General features: G+C 40.4%; 18 protein-coding genes. 9 read left to right on the top strand and 9 right to left on the bottom strand.

Translation table 11 applies throughout. From position 1 onward, the window contains the following. The first annotated feature begins 164 nt into the window (after nt 1-164). Nucleotides 165-1,676 (top strand): hypothetical protein, encoded by a 1,512-nt coding sequence (locus EAH57_RS13430; protein ID WP_121930493.1) that lies wholly within the window; start codon nt 165-167, stop codon nt 1,674-1,676. Nucleotides 1,677-1,843: 167 nt separating this feature from the next. On the opposite strand, the gene EAH57_RS13425 is transcribed toward EAH57_RS13430, so the two are convergent. The 4 genes from EAH57_RS13425 to EAH57_RS13410 all read right to left on the bottom strand — a co-directional run bounded on the left by EAH57_RS13425 (nt 1,844) and on the right by EAH57_RS13410 (nt 7,417). Continuing rightward, on the bottom strand, nt 1,844-3,541 hold the full coding sequence (locus tag EAH57_RS13425) for a hypothetical protein (RefSeq protein WP_121930492.1): 1,698 nt from the start codon (nt 3,539-3,541) through the stop codon (nt 1,844-1,846). Nucleotides 3,542-3,844: 303 nt separating this feature from the next. Continuing rightward, nucleotides 3,845-4,918, bottom strand: coding sequence for an AraC family transcriptional regulator (locus EAH57_RS13420; RefSeq protein WP_121930491.1), 1,074 nt, complete (start codon nt 4,916-4,918; stop codon nt 3,845-3,847). A 392-nt stretch (nt 4,919-5,310) separates the two neighbouring features. Continuing rightward, complete coding sequence (locus EAH57_RS13415) at nt 5,311-5,925, bottom strand: TetR/AcrR family transcriptional regulator (RefSeq protein ID WP_121930490.1); 615 nt, start codon at nt 5,923-5,925, stop codon at nt 5,311-5,313. Nucleotides 5,926-6,040: 115 nt separating this feature from the next. Beyond that, nucleotides 6,041-7,417, bottom strand: coding sequence for a hypothetical protein (locus EAH57_RS13410; protein ID WP_121930489.1), 1,377 nt, complete (start codon nt 7,415-7,417; stop codon nt 6,041-6,043). A 406-nt stretch (nt 7,418-7,823) separates the two neighbouring features. Here EAH57_RS13410 and EAH57_RS13405 point away from each other — a divergent pair, with 406 nt between their 5' ends. Then, nucleotides 7,824-8,969, top strand: a complete 1,146-nt coding sequence (locus EAH57_RS13405; protein WP_121930488.1) for an alpha/beta fold hydrolase — start codon at nt 7,824-7,826, stop codon at nt 8,967-8,969. Nucleotides 8,970-9,049: 80 nt separating this feature from the next. Here the strand turns inward: EAH57_RS13405 and EAH57_RS13400 are convergent, their stop codons facing one another. The 4 genes from EAH57_RS13400 to EAH57_RS13385 all read right to left on the bottom strand — a co-directional run bounded on the left by EAH57_RS13400 (nt 9,050) and on the right by EAH57_RS13385 (nt 15,036). Then, nucleotides 9,050-11,113 (bottom strand): putative bifunctional diguanylate cyclase/phosphodiesterase, encoded by a 2,064-nt coding sequence (locus EAH57_RS13400; RefSeq protein ID WP_121930487.1) that lies wholly within the window; start codon nt 11,111-11,113, stop codon nt 9,050-9,052. Nucleotides 11,114-11,698: 585 nt separating this feature from the next. Then, nucleotides 11,699-12,715, bottom strand: coding sequence for a ketol-acid reductoisomerase (gene ilvC, locus EAH57_RS13395; RefSeq protein WP_121930486.1), 1,017 nt, complete (start codon nt 12,713-12,715; stop codon nt 11,699-11,701). Nucleotides 12,716-12,820: 105 nt separating this feature from the next. Further along, nucleotides 12,821-13,312, bottom strand: coding sequence for an acetolactate synthase small subunit (ilvN, locus tag EAH57_RS13390; RefSeq protein ID WP_004672684.1), 492 nt, complete (start codon nt 13,310-13,312; stop codon nt 12,821-12,823). After that, nucleotides 13,312-15,036, bottom strand: coding sequence for an acetolactate synthase 3 large subunit (locus EAH57_RS13385; protein ID WP_121930485.1), 1,725 nt, complete (start codon nt 15,034-15,036; stop codon nt 13,312-13,314). The genes ilvN and EAH57_RS13385 overlap by 1 nt, the downstream gene beginning before the upstream one ends. Nucleotides 15,037-15,541: 505 nt before the next feature. Here EAH57_RS13385 and EAH57_RS13380 point away from each other — a divergent pair. The 7 genes from EAH57_RS13380 to EAH57_RS13350 all read left to right on the top strand — a co-directional run bounded on the left by EAH57_RS13380 (nt 15,542) and on the right by EAH57_RS13350 (nt 25,285). Next, nucleotides 15,542-15,865, top strand: coding sequence for a DUF4124 domain-containing protein (locus tag EAH57_RS13380; protein WP_121930484.1), 324 nt, complete (start codon nt 15,542-15,544; stop codon nt 15,863-15,865). Nucleotides 15,866-16,025: 160 nt separating this feature from the next. Then, nucleotides 16,026-18,650, top strand: coding sequence for a leucine--tRNA ligase (leuS, locus tag EAH57_RS13375; RefSeq protein WP_121930571.1), 2,625 nt, complete (start codon nt 16,026-16,028; stop codon nt 18,648-18,650). 48 nt (nt 18,651-18,698) lie between these two features. Continuing rightward, nucleotides 18,699-19,208: an LPS assembly lipoprotein LptE gene (gene lptE / locus EAH57_RS13370; RefSeq protein ID WP_121930483.1), complete on the top strand. Its 510-nt coding sequence runs from the start codon at nt 18,699-18,701 to the stop codon at nt 19,206-19,208. Between the two features lie 9 nt (nt 19,209-19,217). Further along, on the top strand, nt 19,218-20,213 hold the full coding sequence (gene holA, locus EAH57_RS13365) for a DNA polymerase III subunit delta (RefSeq protein ID WP_121930482.1): 996 nt from the start codon (nt 19,218-19,220) through the stop codon (nt 20,211-20,213). Nucleotides 20,214-20,341: 128 nt separating this feature from the next. Further along, on the top strand, nt 20,342-21,664 hold the full coding sequence (locus EAH57_RS13360; RefSeq protein ID WP_121930481.1) for a MacA family efflux pump subunit: 1,323 nt from the start codon (nt 20,342-20,344) through the stop codon (nt 21,662-21,664). A gap of 1 nt (nt 21,665) precedes the next feature. Beyond that, the gene (locus EAH57_RS13355; RefSeq protein WP_121930480.1) at nt 21,666-23,669 is read left to right on the top strand and encodes a MacB family efflux pump subunit; all 2,004 of its coding nucleotides are present in this window, start codon (nt 21,666-21,668) and stop codon (nt 23,667-23,669) included. A gap of 239 nt (nt 23,670-23,908) precedes the next feature. Beyond that, entirely contained in the window at nt 23,909-25,285 is a 1,377-nt protein-coding gene (locus EAH57_RS13350) for an efflux transporter outer membrane subunit (RefSeq protein ID WP_121930479.1), read from the top strand. Between the two features lie 10 nt (nt 25,286-25,295). Here the strand turns inward: EAH57_RS13350 and EAH57_RS13345 are convergent, their stop codons facing one another. Then, nucleotides 25,296-25,721, bottom strand: coding sequence for a hypothetical protein (locus EAH57_RS13345; protein ID WP_121930478.1), 426 nt, complete (start codon nt 25,719-25,721; stop codon nt 25,296-25,298). Nucleotides 25,722-25,941: the final 220 nt, after the last annotated feature.

Below are 25,941 nucleotides of genomic sequence, written 5' to 3'. Positions count from 1 at the left end.
AGTGATCTAATTTTTTCATGTTTATTCTCTGACTAAATTACTTCCAATATCAATCTAATAAAGATTAGGCACGATTAGTACACTTTTTGCCATCATCTTTAGCGCATGGAGTGACTAAGATGTGATAGATGATGAATGAAATTTGAATAAAATGGAGCAATCAATTGAGCAGAAAAATACAATCCAATCCTGATGGCATACAATTCCCAATACCGTCTGGTAAAAAGTCCCCCAGCACGACACATACCGCAAAACAAATTTTAAAGTCAGCACTGCAAAGCGTAGACTCCCCTTTCGTCTCACAACTCGCCAATGAAAAAAACTGGAGAAAAAATTATCCTGTTTACTTTCAAGAGTTAGTCAAAACAGGTATTGAATCTGTAGATCATCCTGCACGTATCGCACAGCAAGGATTAGATACTGCTAAAGCATTATTTAACTTTAATCGAGCTGAAAAAAGTAACACTTTAAGCCAGGCAATGGTCAATATTAAAGATCAACCTTTTGAAAAATTCATATTAAAAGGCACAGGTAGCTCGACGATTGAACCTTGGTTTATTCCCTATAATGGTAAGAAATTACAAGGTGCTGCGTTACTGCAACAAATTGACCTTTGGGAGCAACAACAGGTTATCGAACCCTGTCATGCCAAAGCATTACGCTTACTGCATGAACACCCTGAATGGTTTGATTTATCTGCTCGCACCATGGTGTTATTTGGTGCTGCCTCTGAAGCTGGGCCTCTCAGTTGGCTAGCGAAGTGGCGTGCCAATATTGTCGCGATTGATTTACCCAATCCTGCAATATGGGAAAAAATTACCAATACCGTCAAACAAGGCAATGCAACCTTGATCGCCCCACAAATCAGAACGGCAAACAACGAGCAACAACTCGGCGCAAACTTACTCACCCAAACACCGGAAATTGCCAATTGGTTAAACACCTTTACTGAAACTTTAGATTTGGCAGGGATCGCTTATTTAGATGGCGAAAAACATGTCCGTGTTTCTATCGCGATGATTAGTATTATGGAACAAGTCAGCCGTCTAAAAACAGATAGCAGCATTATGTTTATGCTGACACCGACGGATATTTATGCGATTCCGAAAGCGGTGGTACAGTCTGTCCAACAAAACATCAAACAACGGCCAATGTTGGAAAAATTACTGACCAAGTCCATTCACGGTATCTCTTTGACTAATTTTTTCAAACCTAATATTGATCAGTTAATCACGTCAGATAATGGTCAACAATACGGCATTTCAGATTGTATGGTGATTGAACAAGGTCCTAACTATGCCTTGGCTAAACGACTGCAACAGTGGTTTGCGATTTCTGCACGTGCGCGTGGTCAAAAGACAGTGATCAATATTGCACCATCTACAACCACTCATTCTGTAGTTAAAAACCCGATTTTGAAAGCTGCTTTTTCTGGCGCAGATTTATTTAAGGTCGAAACCTTTAGTCCTGAAACCACCAATGCGATTATGGCGGCACTGTGGGTTCATGATCTGAACAATCCTGAGAGTGCAACTAACCCTGAAAAAGTGTTAGCTCATCCACTCGAACTGATTATGGAAAATGCCAACCACGGTGGCCTATGGCATGTACCGTACTTGGCCAGAACTGCACTGCCTTTTGCCGCAGCTTATGGCTGGGTAAGAGAAAAGTTTTGAGCGCATAAAATCTAAATAAGGAGTAAATCCGTTTTATACAGATTTACTCCTTAGCCGATTAATCTTGGCAAAACTGATTATTTTTATCATATTAAGATTAGATATAACCTTGGTAAATAAGGTTATATCTAATCTATAGAAATGAGCTTAAAAGAGCTATTCAACCATTAGTTTACTGCTTCAGGCGCATCTTCTACACCACTATTTATGACATGTGAACAGACTAAATTTCCTTGTTCACGCGCAGATCTCCATGCCGCATACGGCCCTTCAATTTCAGCCTTAGTATGTTTTTGTAAAGCTAAAACAGAATCACCAATTGCCAATAACTGACTACGCATCAAGCTAAAATCAATCGCCTCCTTGCCAAAGAATGGTGCCCACAATGACCACGGCCCTGAAATCGTTGCCATTGTTGGAATCAGCGTCTGATGCGATGCATTTCCGATCCCACCAAAATCACACTGTTTAGGTGATCTTTCAGGATGAGGTACATCCTGACCTGTAGTCACAAGTAGAGTCGGCAAATTCCGTCTTTTTGCCGCTTCGATTGCAACCGTTTGCATTAATTGATGGTCTTCTGGAACGAACCAAGCTTGCGGCTCCGCTTTTCCAGAGAATGCTAAAGTACGCCCAAAACCACCATCCTCTCTAGGTTTTGCGATTATTTCTTTCGTCCCCAGATGCTCTACGGCAAAAACGAAACTTACTTTGTCTTCTTCATATTCTTCATTGAGTTTTTCCATATATCTAAAAGTTCCTTCTTTAGACATATGAAGATGACCAGTATTAAATGCAAACTCATAGGTTTTAGGACGACAGTTCAATGGTAATTTAGCAAAGTACTGCGCCAAAGCCATTACCCCACCTACACCATTTTCCTGTATCCAACTATTACCATCTGTATTCACAACAAATACGATTTTTTCATTACTTAAGCCAGGTAAAGTGGCAATCACATTTCTAGTTGTCGCAGCATCTCTTTCAGCTTGAACAACGATCCGAGCTTGGCTCTTATTTTCTGCCAAAGCTTTTATTTCAGCAAATTCATCTGACCCAACAAAAACAGCTGGAAGTCGATAATGCAGACCTTCGTGCGGATCAAAGTAATCTTTGACTTGATCTTGAGGTACATCAAAACCAAGAATAAGACCTGCCGCGCCTACTTTTCCAGCATCAACTAAATCTTTATTCATTAATTTTGCAGCTAAAAACGGTCGATCATATCTTTGCGTTTTAAGCTCATTCATTGATGCAGTTAAATATTTTGCAAACTGAAATAAAAATGCATAAGGTGGTGCAACGACATTTGCGTAAATCGGATCTTGAGAAGTTGGTATTTGGCGTACAATAATTTTGCCTTTATGTTCTGCTGTAATTGCTTGATCACTGGCTAAATAAACCAATTGCCCAGTGTGACCAGCCAATGATGTACCTAATGAATAAGGAACAGCCCCAGCAATTGCAATATCGTTACCATCCACAGACAGCTGCCCCGAACGAAATAAACTACGTCCTTTGCCATTTTCAGCCGCAATCATCGGTTGCCAACGCTGAATTTCATAACTATCTGATTGTACTTGCATGCCGGGTATTTTCTTTGCTTCAAGCTCAATCCATTTCACCAATTGCTGATGTGCCTCACTACCAGTAGAACGCAATTGAGCTAAATCAGGACCAACTTGAACAAGTTTTTCTAAAGTGCTCGCATCGGCAAATAATTTCTCATCAACTATGGTTGGGCAAGAATCCCCTGTAACAGGAGGACTAATTGAAACTCGATCATTGTCACTTCCACAACCTGAAATTGAAAACCCAAGTACGATTACACCGATTGATTGCTTATATATCTGCTTTACTTTCATATTCACTCCCTTCACTCACTCAAATCAAGCACATTTTTGCGATGAGAAATCGACAATTTAAATGCCATTTTGAGTGATAATATCCATATCAATTGCTTACTTCGGTCTTTGCTCAAATTCGTGGTTCAACCAAAACTAGATCAAAGACAATAATTGAATGACTCCAATAAGTAAGCGTTTAAATAGTTTATAAAGTCACATTTCAATCATATGATTAACCAATAAGTGAAAAATAACGCTTCTGAGTCATATGATTTCTAAAATAGGACAAAGCTATAAAAAATGTTATAGGCCTGTTAAAAATTAACCATTAATTGCTTGGTTGTTCGTATTTTTTCGATATTGGATGGGGGTTAAATTTGTTTGCAATTTGAACCATGAGATAAAAGAATGGCTGGTATAAAAGCCAAGTGCTTTCGAAATAAAAACAACCGAGTGTTGATAACTCTCTAAATAATTGACAGCCAACTCCAATCTCACTTGATCCAACAATTGACTATATGAACTATTTTCTTGATGTAGTTTTCGACTTAATGTTCGGACATTTACGCCTAACTGCCCCGCAACATTTTCACGAGATAAACGATTATGGTGGAGGAGTAAATAAATTTGTGCTCGAACCTGCTGGACAAAAGTTTGCTCGACTCTTTGTTGCTCTAATAGTTTTGAAGCGAATAATCGCACACTATCATATAAACCTGCATTTCCTGTTTTCAAGCTCATATTTAAAGATTTAGGCAATAACAACAAAGCCGTTTCTTTTTGATCAAAATGAACAGGGCAGCCAAAAAACTCATCATAATAATTTTGTAAGTCAGGTTTTGCTAAGCTATGCGTGAAATGAACCGCTTTCAGTATAGCGAAATCCTCATTTCGAACGAGACGAATTAAGCTCAACCACCACGATAAATTGTATTCATTGGCACAACGCGTAAATAATGGATCATTAGATCTACATTTCCATTTCCAATAGACAACCTCTGATTCAACTTGAAGGGAAATCTCCCCAATACATCCTATAAGAGGCTGGAATTCTTTTAATGTCTCAATGGCATGATTCAAACTTGACGCTAAAGGGACTAAATGTCCTAAAACACCATAAGCTGTAGAGTCCATTTTTTGGAAAAAACTTAAAGCAATTAATGGATCTTTTTGGCTACTATAACTATAGATGTAGGCAATAATTTTTTCAAAATGGCTGAGCGGAATACATTGATTCGAATCACCTAATTGTTCTTCTGTCAGACCGCCTTGCAATAACAGCGCTTCTCTATTGATTCCAAAAAAACTGGCATGCTCTAAAATATGGTTTACAAGACCCACCAGCACCTTGCTTCCAATAGTATCATCCATTTTTTTTGGAAAATCAGTGGTCATCCTTGCCATCCTAAATCATCTTTTCTTAAATCCTGAGTAGCCACTCATAACCTCGATACAATTTATTTTTATTTCAGTATTTATATGTGACCATTTATCTAAGTTTAGTTGAAACACGGATTAACACAAAATTAATTCTAATATATCCTTAAAAATTCAACGATAAACATCGCATTCCTCATTGCCAAAAATTGTGATGACCTTTCAAATGATTGTTGTCATGAATTTAGATCATCTAAAACACTTCAAACCTTCTCTCTCCAGCATCTTTGCTTACAAATACGAGGGGAAATTCATCTCAACGTCTCTTTGCTTGATCTAGAAACCACCACGAATAAGTCTGCGTGATTTCAATAGAGATCGTGGTGTGATAAAGGTGGGGAAATATCCGATCAATGAGTAGTATCAACTTTAAAACGTATAGCACCCTCAATGTAATCTTTTAGATACCGACCAATTAATTTATGGTCTTTCACATTTGTCGGCCAAAATTGTTCAAGACCTATATCACTGATAACATTTAGAATTGTGTTGAACGTAAAAAGTACTTTTAGTGAAAGCGCATCAGGTTCGGCTTCTGGCAAAGCAAGTTGTAATAAGCTCACTGCCTTATTTGAGATTGGAACTAAAGTATTGGCAACAATAATCCGCCCTTCATCTCCAGCACTAATCGTTTTAGAGAAAAATTTAAGATAATGTATTCCATTTTCCAGTAAAAGAATTTTCACCATCGGTTTCATTAATGCATCGACAACATCTGAAACTTGCATCTGTTCAGGTTGAATGGCATTTAATAACGCTAAACTATCCACTACATAGGATTTCATAACATGATCTAATGCCGCCTCTACCAATCCCCATTTAGATTTAAAGTGATAGTAAAGTGCTGATTTATTTGCAACGCCAGCAGTTTCATTAATTTTTTGTACTGACAACGTCTCAATATTATTCTGTGAAAAGAGAATGATTGCCGCTTCTATAAGTTTTTCTTTAGTTTGGTTGCTCATTACATTCCACAGAGAAAAAAGATATAAAGATCAAAAGCAGTTTTATATCACAGATGATAAAAATAAACCAATCCTAGTGTTAAGATTGGTTTATTGTTATGAATTAAACAATTAATTATGGACAGCCTTTAGCTTCAAAATCTGCCTTAGTGGTATAACTGATATCTGGTAAATAATCACCCATCACTGTCTTTTCATCGCCCCAAATTTTGGTGTTTTGGATTGCTTGATTAAAGTCTGGATACGGTAATAAGTTTCTCATAATCAGGAAGCCCACATCGTTATGACCTTTTTCAATGGCATCTGGCCCTGTATAACCATCACCACGTTCACTTAAAGGTAAATAGGTAATGCCACATTGCTCTGTTGCATTGGTTGGTCGATCTTCAGGGAGTGATACCACAATGGTATAAAAACCATCTTTGTCTTTTTGCTTAATTTGCTCATCATAAATACAGAAGTTCGTCGCTGTCGTAATAAGTTCATTAGTACATATTGACCAATAACGAATATCGCCTTGAGCTAAAGTGGTTTCATTGCCAGAAGTTGCTGCAATTTGTGGAACTTTACCCTTAAGTACAACAACCTTGCCTAATTTACGGCTAATCACTGAAAAGGTGTATTCATTATCTGGGGTCGCCCATTGATTCAACTCACGTTCTGTTTGAAAACCTTCACACTGATCCAAGTTGTATTTATAAAGGCAACGAAGATTTGCCACACGATTATAAGCGGTATACCACGTTGGAATTACTTGTGCAGGGAAACCTTCATGAGGTTGTTTATCATATAAACTCAGAACAAGTTCCAACGGTGATTTAACATTATCTAAAACTTTTTTCTTCACTTTAAGCACATTACAAACCTCTGTGCCTGTTTTCACTTCACCATTGGCGAGTTGTACTTTAAAACGTGGGAAATCCACTCCACCTTTTACGTTAAAGCCTTTATTCGGCACATAAACACGATAAATTAACGCTACATCGTTACTGTCGGTTTTTGGCGCGTATAGGGTATTTTCTTTAGGAGATGTTGGTAAATCGCCTAAAACTAGCTCAGCTTTATATCCTCTTTCTTTATTCAATCGATTATTGCCTACAATAAAAGGATTGGTCACACCTTGATTGGGTTGAATATTCACATCGACCAAAGAATTGACTCGTTCGCCCTGAGCAGTATAACTGACAAGTGATGTATGTCGGGCATAGGGATAATCTCCATCAATCAAGACTTTTGCACCTTCTGGTACTGAAAATTCACTCGACCAATAGCTTACATTAGAATCAGGTAGCGCGTAATTCATTGGATTTTCACCACCTGTTCCATCTTGACTCGAAACAGCATCTTGCCACATACAATCTGTCAACTCTGATTGTGCCTGATTGCTCCCTGTTTTGATGTTATCCGAACCGTCGCTATTACAAGCACTTAAACCCACCGAACCAATAACAGTCAGTAGTATGCCAATTTTTAATTGACTGAATTTTTCCATATCTCATCTTCCTTCTGAACCAATATCGATTGGTTACATCATTATGTTTATTGATCTCAAACTGTCCTTTTGAGATTTAATCCATGTAGATTAAAATAATAATCCATTCGGATTAAATTTCAAGCAATTTTATTAAAAGAATTATCAATCTTGCAATTTAAAATAACAACAAATTGATATTTATCAGTATTATTTAGAATAAAACTTATAAGCATCCAATAACTGGACCAAATGATATCCAACGAAACATCTGCACAAATAACGCCATCTTTTGTGCAGATCCATTCAATAAACATCCTAAATTGATCATTTTGGGGGATAAGTTAAGCAGATGAGTCACTGAGCTCATCTCATTTTTCTTCTAAGATGCGGCTACTGAATAGCAACCTTAGAGTTTTAGCTTACAATGACTCAATTGCCGAAAGTTAGACAACGTTTACTTCACTCCAAAACTGCACAAAAAATGCTGAATAGTTCTACGAGTCAGCAAACACGTCATATTGTTTCCAATGCAGCGGATCGCTTGTTACGCGGACATCAACTTGCCTTATCAGGTAAAACACCATTTGACGTTGTTTATCAACGTGAAATCATTAGCTTACGTTATTACGCAGCAGACGCAGGCGCAGCGCAAAAACACCGAATTCCATTGGTTATTGTGCCGCCTTTAGCTGCAAATATGCTGATTTACGATTTATTTCCTTCACGCAGTTTAGTCCGTTATTTTCAATCACAAGGTTTTGAGCTGTACTTGATCGATTGGGGTACACCGAGTTTGCGCCAAGCCAAATACAATTTAGGCACTTACGTAAAAACGTTTATGCCTGACTTTATCGAACAAATCAGAGAACATAGTGGTCAGAAACAACTGTCACTGTATGGTTGGAGTTTAGGCGGTGCCCTTTCACTCTGCTACACCTCGCTATTTAAAGATAAAAATATAAAAAACTTAGTCATCTTGGCCTCACCGATCAACACTCACCAATCGGGTTATATGGGCAAGCTATACCAACGCTTAACCATTCCTGCGCAATGGATTCGCAACAACACCAATTTTCGTATTAAACAAATCCCAAGCCGTGTCTTTCATATTCATGGCTGGCAGAACACCCTTGGTTTTAAACTAACAGACCCTATCGGGAACTTTAAAAATTATTGGGAATTGGTCAGAAATCTGAATGATCGCCAATTTGTGATTAACCATGCGACCTCAAGTTCTTTCGTCGATAATATGCTGGCCTATCCAGGTGGTGTTATGCGAGATATTATTTTACGCTTCTGGATCGATAATGAGTTATCGACAGGTTCAGTTCAATTCGGTGAACAGACTGCAAACTTAAAAGATATCGACTGCTCAGTACTCGCGGTCGGTGGTAATACCGATATCATCGTTACCACTGAAGCGATACGCCCTTTAATGGACCTCATTAGCAGTGAAGATAAGCAGTTTAAAATCGTTGCAGGCGGACATATGGGACTGGTCTCAGGCAATCAAGCACCTCAAACCGTTTGGCCTGTAGTGACTGATTGGTTAGCCAAACGCTCTCTTTGATCATTTGCATACGTCGGTAAGGTTGCGATCCTTTAAAATCGCAACCTTGCCTTCAGCCTAATCGAAAAATGCTTGGGCCGCTAAGCCAAGCTTTGCTGACGATGCAATACCAAACTTTCAATATTAACGGGTGTTCCCAATAAATACCCTTGTAACTGATGGCAGCCCAGCTTGGTTAAAATATCAGCTTGCTGTTGAGTTTCTACCCCTTCTGCTGTTACCGTCAACCCGAGTTTCGCAGCAAGATGAATAATACTTTCTAAAATGGCTTCTTCTTTAGAGTTAGGTTGTAAATCGATGATAAAACCCCGATCTATTTTCAACTCATCTACAGGTAAGTCTTTTAAATACAAGAAGCTTGAATAACCTGTACCAAAATCATCGATAGCAATACGGATACCCAGCTGACGTAAACGCTCCAAGGTACGAATGCTCGAATCAATATGATGCATTGCAGTTGACTCAGTGATTTCTAAAATCAGATGCTGAGGTTGAATAGCATATTGTTCGATCAGTTGTTCTAAGACACCAAAGAGTTTTTTATTTTCAAATTGAAGCGCCGATAAATTGACTGCAATGGGATAAAATGGACTATTTTCTTGTTCCCATTTCTGAATTTGCTGACAAGCCTGTTCCAAAGCCCAATACCCCATGGGAATAATTAAACCAGTTTTCTCCGCCCCATCAATAAACATGTGTGGCGTTAGCAATCCTAAACTTGGGTGATTCCAACGAATCAGTGCCTCAACACCACATACCTCATAATTTGCCGTAAATTTAGGTTGATAAAATAAAATGAACTGCTGCTCATCAACTGCTTTATACAAATCATTGATCAATTTTGATTGACTACGGACATCTTGTTGATCGGTCATCGCATGAAACATGGTGTAGGTATTACGTCCCTGATCTTTAGACATTAACATGGCAATATCTGCATTAATCAATAGATCTTGCACATTGGTTCCATGCTCAGGATACATCGCAATTCCAAGACTCGCAGAGATATTAATATCTTTACCTGCAATCAAATAAGTTTCCTGAATGAAGTACAAAATACTTTCTGCAAGTTGCATCGCACCATTGTTGTCGGTATTTTCTGAAATCAAGACAAACTCATCACCACCAATACGGAATAATCTTTGATTGGCATTGAGTTGATTATGCAAGCGATTTGCCATTTGAATCAGTAATTGATCACCAACATGGTGACCAAAAGCATCATTGACTGATTTAAAGCGGTCTAAATCGATATATAAAAAAGCAACTTTTTGTTCACGCAACCGATGATGAGTAAAAACAACCTCAGCATAATCCGTTAAATACAACCGATTTGGCAATTTGGTTAATGCATCATGTAAAGACTGTGTCGCAAGTTCTTTATTGATCAATGTGAGTTGTTGATTGCGTTGCTCTAAACGAGCTTCCAATATGGCTACCGCGAAACCAGCGACAAAAACTAAACTGGTAATGACAATAATCGTGAATAATAAAACGCTTTGTTCAGTTTGTGCAGGAGTAATCACTTTAACGAGATTTTCATTAAAGTACGTTGCAGCCATGCCGATATAGTGCATGCCAACGATACTCAATGCCATTAACACAGCGACAATTACTTTTAAACTAATTCTGTAGCTCACCGCAGCTTTATATTTAAAAATAAAAAAGAAACTTAAGCCAGAACCACTAATTGCGATCAAAATCGAGCAGATCACAAGCAATGGATCATAATACATCTGATGATATTCAACGGTGAGCGCCATCATCCCCGTATAATGCATGCCAGATATCCCAAGCCCCATAAACACAGCGCCGAGAATCAAACGAGCAAGAGGTAAAGTTTGACGTGAAGTCAACCATACCGCAAAGACAGAGGCGACCGCTCCAATAAGATAAGAGAGAACCGTCAAACCAACATCAAAATGATACCCTTCTGGCAAATGGCTAGCCAGCATCCCCACAAAATGCATCGACCATATCGCTAGGCCTAAGATTAGACCACTCGTTACTAAAATGCTTTTTTCAAACTTTTTATAAGCAGCTTTAAAAACGAGCTCTTCCATTGAAACTGCAGCGTAACAAATCACAACTGCAACCAGAATGGAAACGATGACCAATGTGCTATCGTAATCAACGTGAACCATAAAGGACTTCCATGATTATTCAGTACTTTTTTTTATTTACTGAGCAAATTGCTCAAAATCAGAACGATCCTTCACACTCAAAAAAATATGAAGTTTATCTTCATAAACTTTTCCTAACAATAACATCATCTAGCATAAGGTCAAGTCTTTTTCACTTTATAAATCAATAGAATAAAAACATAAAATACAGTTTATTCCTATAAAAAATATTGTTTCCCCCGTTCCATTTTTTATCTAAAGACTTACTTTATTTTTTACTCAATTATTTTAAAGTTTAAGTGATTACTCTTTTGATGTTGTGAATCGTGCAGATACCCCAAAGTATGCAACGATATTGCCTCGACCAGATACGAAATATACGCATTAAATCGATTAAAACATAAACAATATTAAGCCTATTTTTTATTTATATTGTTATAACTCTGTTATCAACAGCTAATAAAAAACCCTTGTATCAAAACAAGGGTTTTTTAAAGATGGAACTAAAATTTAGTTCTGTTCTTTATCAACGATTTTATTCGCTTGAATCCAAGGCATGAAAAAAAATGGGAAGCAACGCTTCCCATTTTTTTGCGGCACGTAACCTTAGTTTTTCTCTTTATCTACGATCTTGTTCGCTTGAATCCAAGGCATCATCGCACGTAACTTGTTACCTGTTACTTCGATACCATGTGCAGCGTTTTGACGACGACGAGCAGTCATAGATGGGTAGTTTAACGCACCTTCTTGGATGAACATTTTTGCATATTCACCTGACTGGATACGCTTCAATGCATTACGCATTGCTTCACGAGACTGTTCGTTGATAACTTCAGTACCCGTTACGTATTCGCCATATTCAGCATTGTTTGATACTGAATAGTTCATGTCCGCGATACCGCCTTCAAACATCAAGTCAACGATTAACTTAAGTTCGTGTAAGCATTCGAAATACGCCATTTCTGGTGAATAACCCGCTTCAACCAAAGTTTCGAAGCCCATTTTCACCAATTCAACCGCACCACCACAAAGAACTGCTTGCTCACCGAATAAGTCAGTTTCAGTTTCTTCACGGAAAGAAGTTTCGATGATACCGGTACGACCACCGCCTACGCCAGAAGCATAAGAAAGTGCAACGTTACGTGCATTTCCAGAAGCGTCTTGGTGAATCGCGATTAAATCAGGAACACCTGAACCACGTTGGAATTCTGAACGTACAGTATGACCTGGTGCTTTTGGTGCAACCATAATCACGTCTAAGTCTTTACGTGGAACAACTTGGTTATAAAGAATAGAGAAACCATGAGCAAAGGCTAAAGTCGCACCTTCTTTGATATTTGGTTCAATCACATCACGATAAAGCTGAGCTTGGAACTCATCTGGAGTCAAAATCATGACTAAGTCAGCTTGAGCAACAGCAGCTGGAACTTCAGAAACTTTAAGACCTGAATTTTCAGCTTTTTTCCAAGAAGTAGAACCTGCACGTAAACCGACAGTGACATCTACGCCAGAGTCTTTTAAGTTAAGTGCATGAGCATGACCTTGTGAACCATAACCAATAATTGCAACTTTCTTGCCTTGGATGATTGATAAGTCACAGTCTTTATCGTAAAAAATTTGCATCTGTTTTCTCCGCTAAAATTTTTGTCATTTCCCTTGTTGTACAAGGACAGATTTGGTCGCTCCCGATTTTGGCATTGCTTTGGCCAAAATTGGGAGAAATATATACTAAATTGTTAAAACCTTTTCACCACGTGCAATGCCCGATACGCCAGAACGCACCACTTCAAGAATGGTGTTTTCTGCGAGTGCATCGATAAAACCATCGATTTTATCTGTGGTACCTGCGATCTGAATGGTATAAGTCGTTGGCGTTACATCAACGATTTGAGCACGGAAGATATCAGCAGTACGTTTGATTTCAGCACGCGCTGCTCCCAACGCTTTTACTTTAATCAACATCAACTCACGTTCAATGTGTGCACCTTCAGATAGGTCAACCACTTTCACGACTTCAACCAGTTTGTTCAACTGCTTGGTAATTTGTTCAATTTTATGGTCATCACCATAAGTCGTTAAGGTCAGACGAGATAAGGTTTCATCTTCAGTCGGTGCAACATTTAAAGTTTCAATGTTGTAGTTACGTTGGCTGAATAAACCCACCAAACGAGAAAGCGCACCAGCTTCGTTTTCAACGAGTACCGAAATAATATGTCTCATTAGGTACGCTCCCCTTTTCCTAACCACATGTCTTGCATCGACTGACCTGCGATCAACATTGGATAAACATGCTCAGTCCGATCGACCATGACATTAATGAATACACATTTATCATTAATCGCCATCGCTTCAGCGAGTTTAGACTCAAGCTCATCTGCATGATCGATTTGGATACCGACATGACCATAAGCTTCCATTAACTTAGCGAAATCAGGCAATGAATCGACATAAGAACTTGAATGACGTCCTTCGTAGTTCATATCTTGCCACTGTTTCACCATGCCTAAAGCTTGGTTATTTAAGCAAAGAATTTTCACATTTAAGCCATATTGCTTACATGTTGATAACTCTTGGATACACATCTGAATCGATGCTTCACCTGTAATACACACCACTTGCTGATCAGGGAATGCAAGCTTCGCTGCCATTGCATATGGCAAGCCAACACCCATGGTGCCTAAGCCACCAGAGTTAATCCATTGGCGTGGACGTTTATATTTATAGTAGTTCGCACCAAACATTTGATGCTGACCAACGTCAGAGGTAATGATCGCCTCACCATTGGTAACACGGTCCAGTGCTTCAACCACTTGCTGTGGTTTCATTTCACCATTTTTAGCCGCCTCATAACGCAAACCATGCACTTTACGCCACTCATTAATTTGAGACCACCATGCCGCAATCGCTTCAGGGTTTGGCTTAGAGACATTCATTTGCTTGAGTTGTGCCAACATTTCTTGCAACACAGGCTCTACCGCACCCACGATCGGGATGTGCGCCATAATAGTTTTTGAAATGGTTGCTGGATCTACATCAATGTGTATCACTTTAGCATTGAGACAGAATTTAGCAGGGTTGTTGGTTACACGGTCATCGAAACGCGCACCAATCGCTAAAATCACATCTGCATTGTGCATCGCCATATTGGCTTCATAGGTTCCATGCATCCCCAACATACCCACGAACTGTGGATCATTTCCAGGGAAAGCACCTAAGCCCATCAAAGTATTAGTAACTGGATAACCCAATAAGTGTGCAAGTTCAGTCAACAACCCAGACGCATTACCTTGAACAACACCACCACCTGTATAGATCATTGGGCGTTTCGCGGTAATCAGCTCATCAATTGCTTTACGAATCTGACCTGAGTGACCACGTGATGGCGGTTGATAAGAACGCATCTTCACTTTTTCAGGATATTCGTAGGCAAATTTATCTGCTGGATTGGTTGCATCTTTAGGAATATCGATCACAACTGGACCTGGACGACCAGAAGACGCGATATAAAATGCTTTTTTAATAATGGCAGGAATTTCGCTGGCATGACGCACTTGGAAACTGTGTTTTACGATTGGGCGAGAAATCCCAACCATATCTGTTTCCTGAAAGGCATCTTCACCAATTAAATGACTCGCAACCTGACCAGACAAAATCACCATTGGGATTGAGTCCATATATGCAGTTGCGATTGGAGTTACAGTATTTGTTGCACCTGGACCAGAAGTAACAAGAACAACACCTGTCTTCCCTGTTACACGTGAATAAGCGTCTGCCATATGACCAGCAGCTTGTTCATGACGTACAAGGTAATGATTGATTTTGTCTTGTTGAAAAAGCGCGTCATAAATATGTAAAACTGCGCCGCCTGGATAACCAAAAACATGCTCTACGCCTTCGTCCGCGAGGGCACGAACGAGCATTTCACCACCAGATAAAAGTTCCAACGTGATTCACCCTATATTTACACAATCTATGGGAGGCATAAATTGTGTTTCATTCATTAACTTATGCACTTTTTGTATGTGTGCGTATTCTACTCGTTTTTGCTGCAATAGGAAAAATTTTCTGACTCATCAGCCGTATAAGCTGTTATTACATCTCGAATCAAAACATGTTGGGATAAACATATTTCAAAAAATCATTCTCTCGGCTAGAAAGAATGTCCATTGCAAGCCATGACATTTATTCGAAGGGTGATCAAATAAGCGCATATAAAACTAAAGCAAGCATTTTTGTAGCTTTCTTAAGCAAAGTCAAGAATAAAGCAACAGTTTTTATATAATATTTCTTGGCTGTTGTTTTTTTATTCAAAATACACAAAATAATTTGATCATTTTAAATGCCCATTTGTCCAAAATTGATTTTCTTTTGATCGAAAACGAGGCATGTTACTTTTTTGATTTATCGCTGTTAATCGAATTTAAATAGCATTCTCTTGGGGAGAAAAATATGAGTGTATCTTATTTTAAAACAAGTTTATACACAGCTACAGCAACCCTGCTATTACTGTGTACCAATCAAGTTCATGCACAACAATATTATAAATGGGTGGATGCAAATGGCTCGACTCATTACACCACCACAGCTCCGCCTAAAGGTGCGAAACGTTTGGATAAAGTCGCAACCTACACCACCAACAATACGCAGAAACCAGCTCCAAAAACACAGGATACAGCGAAAGAAACGCATGATGCATCGCATCACCAAGCAGCAACGACAGAGTCATCACCAACACCAGCCCCATCTGAGGCTTCAACCACCTCTGAGCGTTAATCAAAACATTCACAAAGATTGTAACTCGATCATCAAGGCATTGGCATGATAGCAGCGCCTTGATGATAAAATCCTCATCGAATCACTGACATTTCACCCAGTTTTGCGCTATGCTGTGCAGCAATTATTTTCCACTTATTTTGTTGTATCGCATATCCCTATGACGACTTCTCACATTGACGCCGAATATCAAGCAAGTGCCATTGAGCCTCAAGTTCAACAAGACTGGGACAATCGCAAAGTTTTTAAAGTTGCAGACACTGTAGAGGGTAAACATCGCTATATCCTATCGATGTTCCCCTACCCAAGTGGCAAACTGCATATGGGCCATGTGCGCAACTACACGATTGGCGATGTGATTAGCCGTTTTTACCGCCTAAAAGGTGAAACCGTTCTACAACCAATGGGTTGGGATGCATTCGGTTTACCTGCGGAAAATGCAGCGATTGCCCATCAAGTTGCACCAGCAAAATGGACCTTTGAAAACATCGCTTATATGCGTGACCAATTAAAAAAATTGGGTTTATCTGTCGATTGGGATCGTGAATTTGCAACCTGTACCCCTGAGTACTATCACTGGGAACAATGGTTATTCGTTCAGCTTTATAAGAAAGGCTTGATCTATCGTAAGCTTTCAACTGTGAACTGGGATCCTGTAGACCAAACCGTTTTAGCTAATGAACAAGTCGAAAATGGTCGTGGTTGGCGTTCAGGTGCATTGGTTGAAAAACGCGATATTCCAATGTACTACTTCCGCATTACGGACTATGCACAAGAATTACTAGACGATTTAGATACCTTAAAGGATGGCTGGCCTCAACAAGTCTTGACCATGCAGCGTAACTGGATTGGTCGTTCAACAGGGATGGAAATCACTTTCCCTTCTGCAAGTCCTGACGTGTATGCAGATAGCTTAACTGTCTATACCACGCGTGCAGATACCCTGATGGGTGCAACTTATGTCGCGGTTGCTGCTGAACACCCAATGGCTCTGAAAGCAGCGGAAAGCAACCCTGTACTTGCTGCATTTATTGAAGAATGTCGCATGGGGTCAGTGGCTGAAGCTGATTTAGCCACTGCTGAAAAGAAAGGCATGGCAACGGGCTTATTTGTGAAGCATCCAGTCACTGGTGAAGAGTTACCAGTGTGGATCGCAAACTACGTGTTGATGTCATACGGTTCGGGTGCGGTAATGGCTGTGCCTGCACATGACGAACGTGATTTTGAATTTGCCAATAAATTCAACCTACCAATCAAGCAAGTCATCGATGCGAAAGGCGCTGATGATGCTGAATACACTGCAACTGAATGGCAGGAATGGTATGGCTCTAAAGAAGGCAAACTGGTCAATTCTAGCGAATTTGATGGCTTAACCCTCCAAGCCGCTTTTGATGCATTCCTTGCTAAATTAGAACCACAAGGTTTAGCGAACGCGAAGGTTCAATTCCGTTTACGTGACTGGGGTGTATCTCGTCAGCGTTATTGGGGTTGTCCAATTCCAATGATCAACTGTAATACATGTGGTCAAGTCCCTGTTCCAGAAGATCAATTACCAGTGGTATTACCGACTGATGTGGTTCCAGATGGTTCTGGCAATCCATTGAACAAGATGCCAGAGTTCTATGAAACCAAATGTCCAAACTGCGGTGGCGATGCACGTCGTGAAACCGATACATTGGATACTTTCGTAGAATCATCTTGGTACTATGCACGTTACGCATCTCCTGACTTTACGGGCGGTCTAGTTAAACCTGAAGCTGCGCAAAACTGGCTTCCAGTCAACCAATACATTGGTGGCGTTGAGCACGCGATTCTGCATTTACTCTATGCACGTTTCTTCCATAAATTAATGCGTGATGAAGGTGTAGTACAAGGCAATGAACCATTTACCAACTTGTTGACGCAAGGCATGGTCTTGGCAGATACCTTCTATCGCGAAGCTGAGAATGGTAAGAAGACTTGGTTTAACCCTGCTGATATCGAGTTAGAACGTGATGAGAAAGGTCGTATCCTTTCAGCTAAATATTCAGGTGATGGTCAAGAAGTTGTGATCGGCGGACAAGAGAAAATGTCCAAATCGAAAAACAATGGTATCGACCCACAAGCGATTATTGATCAATACGGCGCAGATACTGCACGTGTATTTATGATGTTCGCTGCACCACCAGATCAATCATTAGAATGGTCTGATGCAGGTGTTGAGGGTTCAAACCGCTTCTTGAAACGCGTATGGCGTTTAACGTCTGGTTTCTTGGAAAAAGGCAATCAAGCAACGGCGATTGATCACAGCAAACTTTCAAAAGATGCGCAAGACTTACGTCGTAAAACCCACGAAACCATTCAAAAAGTGGGTGATGACATCGAACGTCGTCATGCTTTTAATACTGCAATTGCAGCGTTGATGGAATTACTCAATGCCAGCAATAAGTTTGAAATCAAAGATGACAATGACGTTGCCGTTGCGCGTGAAGCCATTACGACATTGTTGACTTTACTTGCGCCATTTGCACCGCACTTGAGTCAAACCTTGTTAACTCAGTTTGGAATGGATTTAACCACAGTTGAATTCCCACAAGTGGATGAGTCTGCGTTAACCCGTAATACACAAACGATTGTTGTACAAGTGAATGGTAAACTTCGTGCTAAGTTAGACGTCGCTGTCGATATCTCTAAAGAAGACTTATTGGCTCAGGCAAAAGCGTTACCAGAAGTTCAACAATTCTTAACCGGTCCAACCAAAAAAGAAATCGTTGTCCCGAATAAATTGGTGAATTTAGTCGTTTAAACTGTAGGGGCGTATTATATACGCCCTCATTGTCTATGAGGAATGGATATGCACTTAGCACAACGTTTAGCTGCTATTGTTTTAACCTTAGGTCTAAGTGCAGGCTTAGTCGGCTGTGGCTTTCACTTAAAAGGCAACAATCCAGCAGCGACACCACTGGTCTATAACAAATTGACTTTAGTCTTGCCTGACAATACCGATGAACTTGAAAACCGTCTGAGTATTTATCTGAGTGCAACAGGTGTACAACTGAGCAATTCAAACGATGCTTATGTACTGCGCATTTTGGACTACACTCCTCGCCGCCAATTACTGAATGGTAAATTGACCGAGGTACTGCTTCGTTTAACAGTGACATTCCAAATTGAAGACCGTCAAGGCAATAAAATTACTGAACCGCGTACTTTAACTGCATCACGCACTTACCAATACGATGTGGCAACAGTCAACACGGATAATCAACAAGAGGTTTATCTGAATCGTATTGTGATTGATGATGTGGCTCAGCAAGTGACGCGTCAGATCGCAGCAAATCGCCTACCTAAAGCTCAATCATAATCGGTATCTATGAAACTAGATTATGTTCAGGCGTTAAAAAGGGTTAAAGATGCTCGTGGTGCATGGATCATTCATGGTCAAGAACCTCTACTCGAGCAGAATCTGCTCGACACCTTTCGTAAGAGCTGGCAGCAACAAGATGTTGAACGCCAGCGTTATGATATTAGCAGTGTCAATGATTGGAAAAATGTCTTTAATGCCCTGAATAGTTTGTCATTATTTTCTCAACAACTGGCAATCGAAGTTCATGGCAATATCAAACCCGATGCCAGCGCTTTAAAACAACTCAAAAATTATATTCAACACAATGAACATAATTTATTACTGATCGTTTTACCTAAACAAGACAGTGGCAATCTCAAATCTGCATTTTTCCAAGTAGTCGAAGCCAATGGTGTGGTGGTACCGCTCACTGCGACATACCCTCAAGATCGACAACGTATTTTGAATATTGAAGCAGAAAAACTGGGTATCCAGTTGGATCAAGCGGCATGGCAATGGCTGATGCAGCATCATGAACATAACTTATTGGCTGCTAAAAATAGCTTGATGCGTGTTGCTGACACCTTCCCTGATATCCAACACATTCAGACTGAACAATTGTATGCCTGTTTACAGGATCAGTCGCGTTATAGCACTTATGATTTAAGTGATGCCTTACTGGCAGGGAATTTAGCGCAATCCGTTAAAATTTATCAGTATCTGCTTGCCGCAGGTGAACCTGATAGTCTGATTTTATGGACGCTGAGCAAAGAAATGCGTTTATTGATGCAACTGTTTGAGCAACCTCAGAATGCCCTGCAACTCGGTATCTGGAAAACCAAAGTTTCACAATATCAACAAGCCTTACGTCGCCTGAATCCACAACAGTTCCTCACATGGCCTGATTTATTGTTGCAGATTGACGCAGCCATCAAAGGCATGTCCACGCAAAATACCAACCACTTAATGTTGCAAGCGATTAGCAAACTTTGTGGCACAACTTTATTTATCCAATCTTCGTAAATACATGCGTAACATGCGATAAAAACCAGAAATAAAGAGAATAATTCTCATTATAGATTAAAAATATTCACGCTTTATCCTTATTTCACTTTTATACTAAACAAAATTTTTAATTACGCGCTTGTACCATGCCAAAAATGATTTCTAAAAAAGTTAGTCCTGTAAAAACAATCATCATTGTGGTCAGCATTCTAGTGATCGCCTTACTCAGTTGGCTGATGTTAAAGCCTAAAGAAACTTCACCGCAGTACATTACTGCTGAAGTAAGTCGTGGTGATATCGAAAGTTCAGTTTTAGCGACAGGCGTATTAGAAGCGACGAAGATGGTCAGTGTCGGCGCGCAAGTTTCAGGTCAAGTTAAAAAGATGTATGTGCAACTTGGTGATCAAGTTAAACAAGGACAACTGATTGCTCAAATTGATTCTGTTCGCCAAGAAAATGAATTGAAAACAGCCGAAGCCAGCATTAAAAATCAACAAGCGCAATTGGCAGTTCAACAAGCCAATCTTGCTAAAGTTGAGGCGGAATACAAACGTCAACAAACAATGTTTAGTCAAGATGCCACCTCACGTGCTGAGCTAGAATCTGCATTAGCGAGTTACAAAACGGCTCAAGCACAAATCGCGGCCATCAATGCGCAGATTGAACAATCGCGCTTAACCCTTGCAACAACAAAAGAAGACTTGGGATATACTCAAATTGTCGCGCCGATGGATGGTACGATCGTGGCAATTGTGACCGAAGAAGGTCAAACGGTGAATGCCAATCAAACGGCACCGACCATTGTGAAACTTGCAACACTAGATACCATGACGGTTAAAGCGCAGATTTCTGAAGCAGATGTGATGCGCGTTGAAAAAGGTCAAACGGTTTATTTCACAACTTTAGGCAATAGTGAGAAAAAACATTACGCAAAATTACGCCAAGTCGAACCTGCACCCAATTCAATTAATACAGAAAATACCAACACCAGTTCGTCATCTACCAGCTCTGCTGTGTACTACAATGCGCTGTTTGATGTGCCAAATGAAGATGGCAAATTACGTATTGATATGACAGCGCAAGTTTATATTGTCTTGGCTGAGGCAAAAAATGTACTGACTGTACCTGCTGCTGCATTACAAACAAGCAAACGTCCGAATCGAAAAGACCGCGGAACAGATAAAACAGAAACCAAGGATGGCGCAAAATCGCAACAACCGAAACGCCTTGATTTGACGGCGGATGAACAAGCATTAATTAAGCAAGGCAAAGCATCAACCAGCATGATTCGTGTACTACAAGCAGATGGCAGCATCCAACCACAACCTGTGTTAATTGGTCTCAATAATCGTGTCACAGCGCAAGTCATCAAAGGCCTGAAACAAGGTGATCAGGTGGTGATTGCCGATGCTTCAGATAGCTCAAATGAAGCGGCAAAACGTAGTAGCCAACGTGCGATGAGAATGTAATATGACTCAAGATCAAATACATTCAGTTCAGCCCCTCCTCGAGGTCACTGACCTCACGCGAGAATTTCCTGCGGGCGAAGGAACAGTACAGATCCTCAAAGGCATTAATTTAAAAATTTATGCCGGTGAATTGGTCGCGATCGTCGGTCAGTCGGGTTCAGGCAAATCAACCCTAATGAATATTTTAGGATGTTTGGATAAGCCGAGCGCTGGAAGTTATCTGGTGAGTGGACGAGAAACACGTCAGCTCGAACCCGATGAACTGGCGCAGTTACGTCGAGAATATTTTGGTTTTATTTTCCAACGCTATCATTTGCTAGGTGATCTTAGCGCTTCAGGAAATGTAGAAGTTCCAGCCATTTACGCAGGTGTAGAGAGTCATGTACGCCAACAACGTTCTGCTGAATTATTATCCGAGCTTGGGCTTGAAGAGCGTCTAGATCATCGACCAAGTCAGCTTTCAGGCGGGCAACAACAACGTGTTTCAATTGCTCGTGCCCTGATGAATGGCGGCGATGTGATCTTGGCAGATGAACCTACAGGTGCATTGGATAAGAACAGTGGCGTTGAGGTGATGCGTATTTTACGTGAACTGAATGCCAAAGGTCATACCATTATTCTGGTGACCCATGATATGAATGTCGCTAAAAATGCGACACGAATTATTGAAATCAGTGATGGTAATATTATTTCAGACCGCGCAAATACGCCTGAAAACCATCATGGAAATCAGGATCCTGATTTAGAGCATCACTCCTTACAACGCAATCCGCAAAAGAAAACCTCCGCATGGCGATCTTTCTTTGATCGTTTAGGTGAAGCATTCCGTATGGCACTTTTGGCCATGAATGCACACCGAATGCGTACTTTTTTGACCATGCTCGGCATTATCATCGGGATTGCATCGGTCGTGTCCGTTGTTGCGTTGGGGAATGGTTCGCAAAAACAAATTCTAGAAAATATTAGCAGTCTCGGCACCAATACCATTACCGTTTATCAAGGACGGGGTTTTGGTGATACCTCCAGAGCGTCACAAGTCAAAACCCTCGTCCCTGCCGATGCAGATGCACTGGCGGAACAGCCTTATGTCGATGGTGTCAGTCCATCTGCCAACACCAGTGTGACACTACGTTTTAAAGACACCGAAGCATCAGCAACCGTAAATGGTGTTAGTGAAGACTTTTTCTATGTCCGAGGCATGACCTTTAAATCAGGTCAACCTTTTGACAAAGGTGGTGTCACCCAACGTGCGCAGGATGTGGTGATTGATACCAATACTGAGAAAACCTTTTTTGCGGATGGGACCAATCCTGTCGGTCAAGTGATTCTTCTGGGCAGTGTGCCGAGTCGAATTATTGGTGTGATTGATGCTCAGCAAGGTTTTATGGGCAATTCAGACAGCCTCAATGTCTATCTGCCATACTCGACAGTTATGAGTCGTATGCTAGGCCAATCCAACGTTCGCAGCATCATCGTGCGAATTAAAGATGAATACCCAAGTAGCGCAGCTGAAAATGCCATCCTGACACTGCTTGAACAGCGTCATGGCGCACAGGATGTATTTACTCAGAACTCAGACAGCATCCGTGAAACCATCCAGCAAACCACAGCAACCATGACTTTGTTGATTTCAGCCATTGCTGTTATTTCATTGGTGGTGGGTGGTATCGGCGTCATGAATATCATGCTGGTTTCTGTAACTGAGCGTACCCAAGAAATCGGGGTACGTATGGCGGTCGGTGCTCGACAAAGCGATATTTTGCAACAATTTCTAATCGAAGCGATTCTAGTCTGCTTATTGGGTGGCGTACTCGGTGTACTGCTTTCTTTGGGCATTGGACAGATTATTGAGCATTTCGCCAAAGGTATTATTGAAATGAGTTACTCAACCACGTCAATCGTCGCAGCCTTTGTCTGTTCAAGTCTCATTGGTATTGTTTTTGGCTTCTTACCAGCACGAAATGCCGCTCAACTCGATCCTGTTGCTGCTTTAGCGAGAGAATAATAGCGAAAAAACTATCCCAGAAATATGATACACGTGAACGTCATCCGCAACCTGCGTGGTATCAACAGAATACTGTTTCTGCGATAGATTAAGATAATTGAAAGAATATGACAGGTTTTGCGGATGACTATGCCTTTGCTTACTTTGGGCGAAACCAAAGTAAGTCTAGCTGAAAGCTTATCCTAAAGTTGGATGAGAACTCGGTAAGACACCGTTACAGCCTTATTAAGGATACAAAAATGAAGAAGCTTAGCCTTGCTTTATGCTTGAGTACAACACTTGTAGGTTGTACCGCTATCGTCAAAACACCTTATAACGCACCCACTGTACAAGTACCACAACAGTTCCAATACGATGCCCAAAAAAATAAAAATGTGAATCTGACCGATCAATGGTGGACACTGTTCAATGATGCCCAGCTCAACCAACTGGTTGATCAGGTTTTGGCTAAAAACAGTGATCTTATCGTTGCGGGTATCACCTTAAAACAAGCCCGTTTACAAGCTGGATTGGCAGAAAACAGACAAGGACTGCGTACCAGCTCCAGTGTGTCTACAGGTTATAACTATGACCTACGCTCAGGTGATGGCAGTGATCGCGGCCTATCAACCAGTTTGGGTGTGAGCTATGAGTTAGATTTATTTGGGAAATTGGCAAATCAAACTGAAGCCAGTCGTTGGGAGGCCCAAGCCAGTGAACAAGATTTACAAGCCACTGCACAAAGTCTTGTTGGTACAACAGCAAAGTTATACTGGCAACTCGGCTATCTGAATGAACGCTACAGAACGGTTCAACAAAACTTAGCTTCCACGCAGAAAATCTACGCTTTGGTGCAATCGCAATATAAAGCAGGTGCGGTATCAGGTCTGGATTTGACCCAAGCGGAACAATCGGTACAAAGCCAAAAAGCCAGTCTCAGCCAAATTGAACAACAACGTGTAGAAGCGCGTACAGCGATTGCGGTACTGTTACATCAGCCTGTACAACAGCTAAATATTCAAGAGCCAGCTCAGCTACCAAGGAATGCTTTGCCTAATATCGGGGTGGGTTTGCCTGCGGAAATCTTATCTCGTCGTCCAGATCTGCAAGCTTCGGAATTACGTTTACGAAAAACCCTTGCCAATAAAGATGCGACCAAAGCGAGTTATTATCCATCGATTAATCTGACAGGCAACTTAGGTGCTTCGAGTACCTCATTGACTCAACTACTACAAAATCCAGCGCTAACCTTGGGTGCAAGTTTAAGCCTACCCTTCCTTCAATATAATGATATGAAGAAAGATATTGCGATTAGTGATCTTGAATATGAAAAAGCAATTACCCAATATCGTCAAGGTCTGTATCAAGCCTTTGCCGATGTCGAAAATGCTTTATCCAATCGAATGCAGTTAGATCAGCAAGTTCAACTTCAACAACGCAATGTAGAACTTGCAGAAAAAACTGAACATTTAACGGAAGTACGATATCGCAATGGTGCAATTGCCTTGAAAAACTTACTCGATGCTCAAGCAACTACCCGTAACGCACGACTCAGTTTGGTTGAAACCAAGCAAAATCAATACAATGCTTATGTCACTTTGATGCAGGCACTAGGTGGAAGCCCGATCAAACAATAGTCTATCTAGGCTATTGTTTTAATTCTGCTTGATCATTTACATTGGTATGAATCAACTGAGAGGATTTCACTTTATCTTGTATATCAAATACAACCTCATATGAGAGTTTTTGACCATTAAAGTAGATCTCAGTTGGTGAACCAATAATTTCCCATAGACCAATCGTGGCGATATCCGCAGTCGTGTGCCATAGCGTACGGCTGATTCTTGCTGCTTTTGAATATCCTTGTTGGAAGGTATAAATTTCTTTTCGCTCGCCATTCACTGTTTCTGATACTACAGGAGCACCTAGTTCAGAAATCACGTGATTACGATGTTTTCCGACCTCTAAAACGGTTAAGTTCTTTTTATGAGGTTGGTTACTTGCCATAACCGCTGCACAACCTTGTAGCGAAAGTAGCATGGCTAAGCCCAATACAATTACAATTTTCTTCACGTTATGATGACCTTCCCCGAAGCGTTAAAATGATATGTTTATCGACACTTTATTTAAAATTTTCGATTAAACAAAAAACCAGCATTAACTATCATATAAAGTATGAGATGACAAATGGTTAATTATACTTATTGATATATTTTCAATAGATCGCTCATTGTCGAATTAAATATAAGATCAAAGCTTATGAAATGATGTTATTCATAGTTTTGTGTTGACG

Source organism: Acinetobacter sp. 2JN-4 (genome assembly GCF_003687745.1).
Classification (GTDB): domain Bacteria; phylum Pseudomonadota; class Gammaproteobacteria; order Pseudomonadales; family Moraxellaceae; genus Acinetobacter; species Acinetobacter halotolerans.
This window is presented reverse-complemented; position numbering and strand designations above follow the sequence as displayed.

Bases quoted from the DNA above. Each gene is read 5' to 3' on its own strand.
- EAH57_RS13355 (WP_121930480.1), top strand. From the start codon at position 21,666: ATGACTCAAGATCAAATACATTCAGTTCAGCCCCTCCTCGAGGTCACT.
- EAH57_RS13420 (WP_121930491.1), bottom strand. From the start codon at position 4,918: ATGACCACTGATTTTCCAAAAAAAATGGATGATACTATTGGAAGCAAG.
- EAH57_RS13405 (WP_121930488.1), top strand. From the start codon at position 7,824: ATGACTCAATTGCCGAAAGTTAGACAACGTTTACTTCACTCCAAAACT.
- leuS (WP_121930571.1), top strand. From the start codon at position 16,026: ATGACGACTTCTCACATTGACGCCGAATATCAAGCAAGTGCCATTGAG.
- EAH57_RS13350 (WP_121930479.1), top strand. From the start codon at position 23,909: ATGAAGAAGCTTAGCCTTGCTTTATGCTTGAGTACAACACTTGTAGGT.
- EAH57_RS13400 (WP_121930487.1), bottom strand. From the start codon at position 11,113: ATGGTTCACGTTGATTACGATAGCACATTGGTCATCGTTTCCATTCTG.
- holA (WP_121930482.1), top strand. From the start codon at position 19,218: ATGAAACTAGATTATGTTCAGGCGTTAAAAAGGGTTAAAGATGCTCGT.
- ilvC (WP_121930486.1), bottom strand. From the start codon at position 12,715: ATGCAAATTTTTTACGATAAAGACTGTGACTTATCAATCATCCAAGGC.
- EAH57_RS13425 (WP_121930492.1), bottom strand. From the start codon at position 3,541: ATGAAAGTAAAGCAGATATATAAGCAATCAATCGGTGTAATCGTACTT.
- EAH57_RS13410 (WP_121930489.1), bottom strand. From the start codon at position 7,417: ATGGAAAAATTCAGTCAATTAAAAATTGGCATACTACTGACTGTTATT.
- EAH57_RS13415 (WP_121930490.1), bottom strand. From the start codon at position 5,925: ATGAGCAACCAAACTAAAGAAAAACTTATAGAAGCGGCAATCATTCTC.
- EAH57_RS13380 (WP_121930484.1), top strand. From the start codon at position 15,542: ATGAGTGTATCTTATTTTAAAACAAGTTTATACACAGCTACAGCAACC.
- EAH57_RS13360 (WP_121930481.1), top strand. From the start codon at position 20,342: ATGCCAAAAATGATTTCTAAAAAAGTTAGTCCTGTAAAAACAATCATC.
- ilvN (WP_004672684.1), bottom strand. From the start codon at position 13,312: ATGAGACATATTATTTCGGTACTCGTTGAAAACGAAGCTGGTGCGCTT.
- lptE (WP_121930483.1), top strand. From the start codon at position 18,699: ATGCACTTAGCACAACGTTTAGCTGCTATTGTTTTAACCTTAGGTCTA.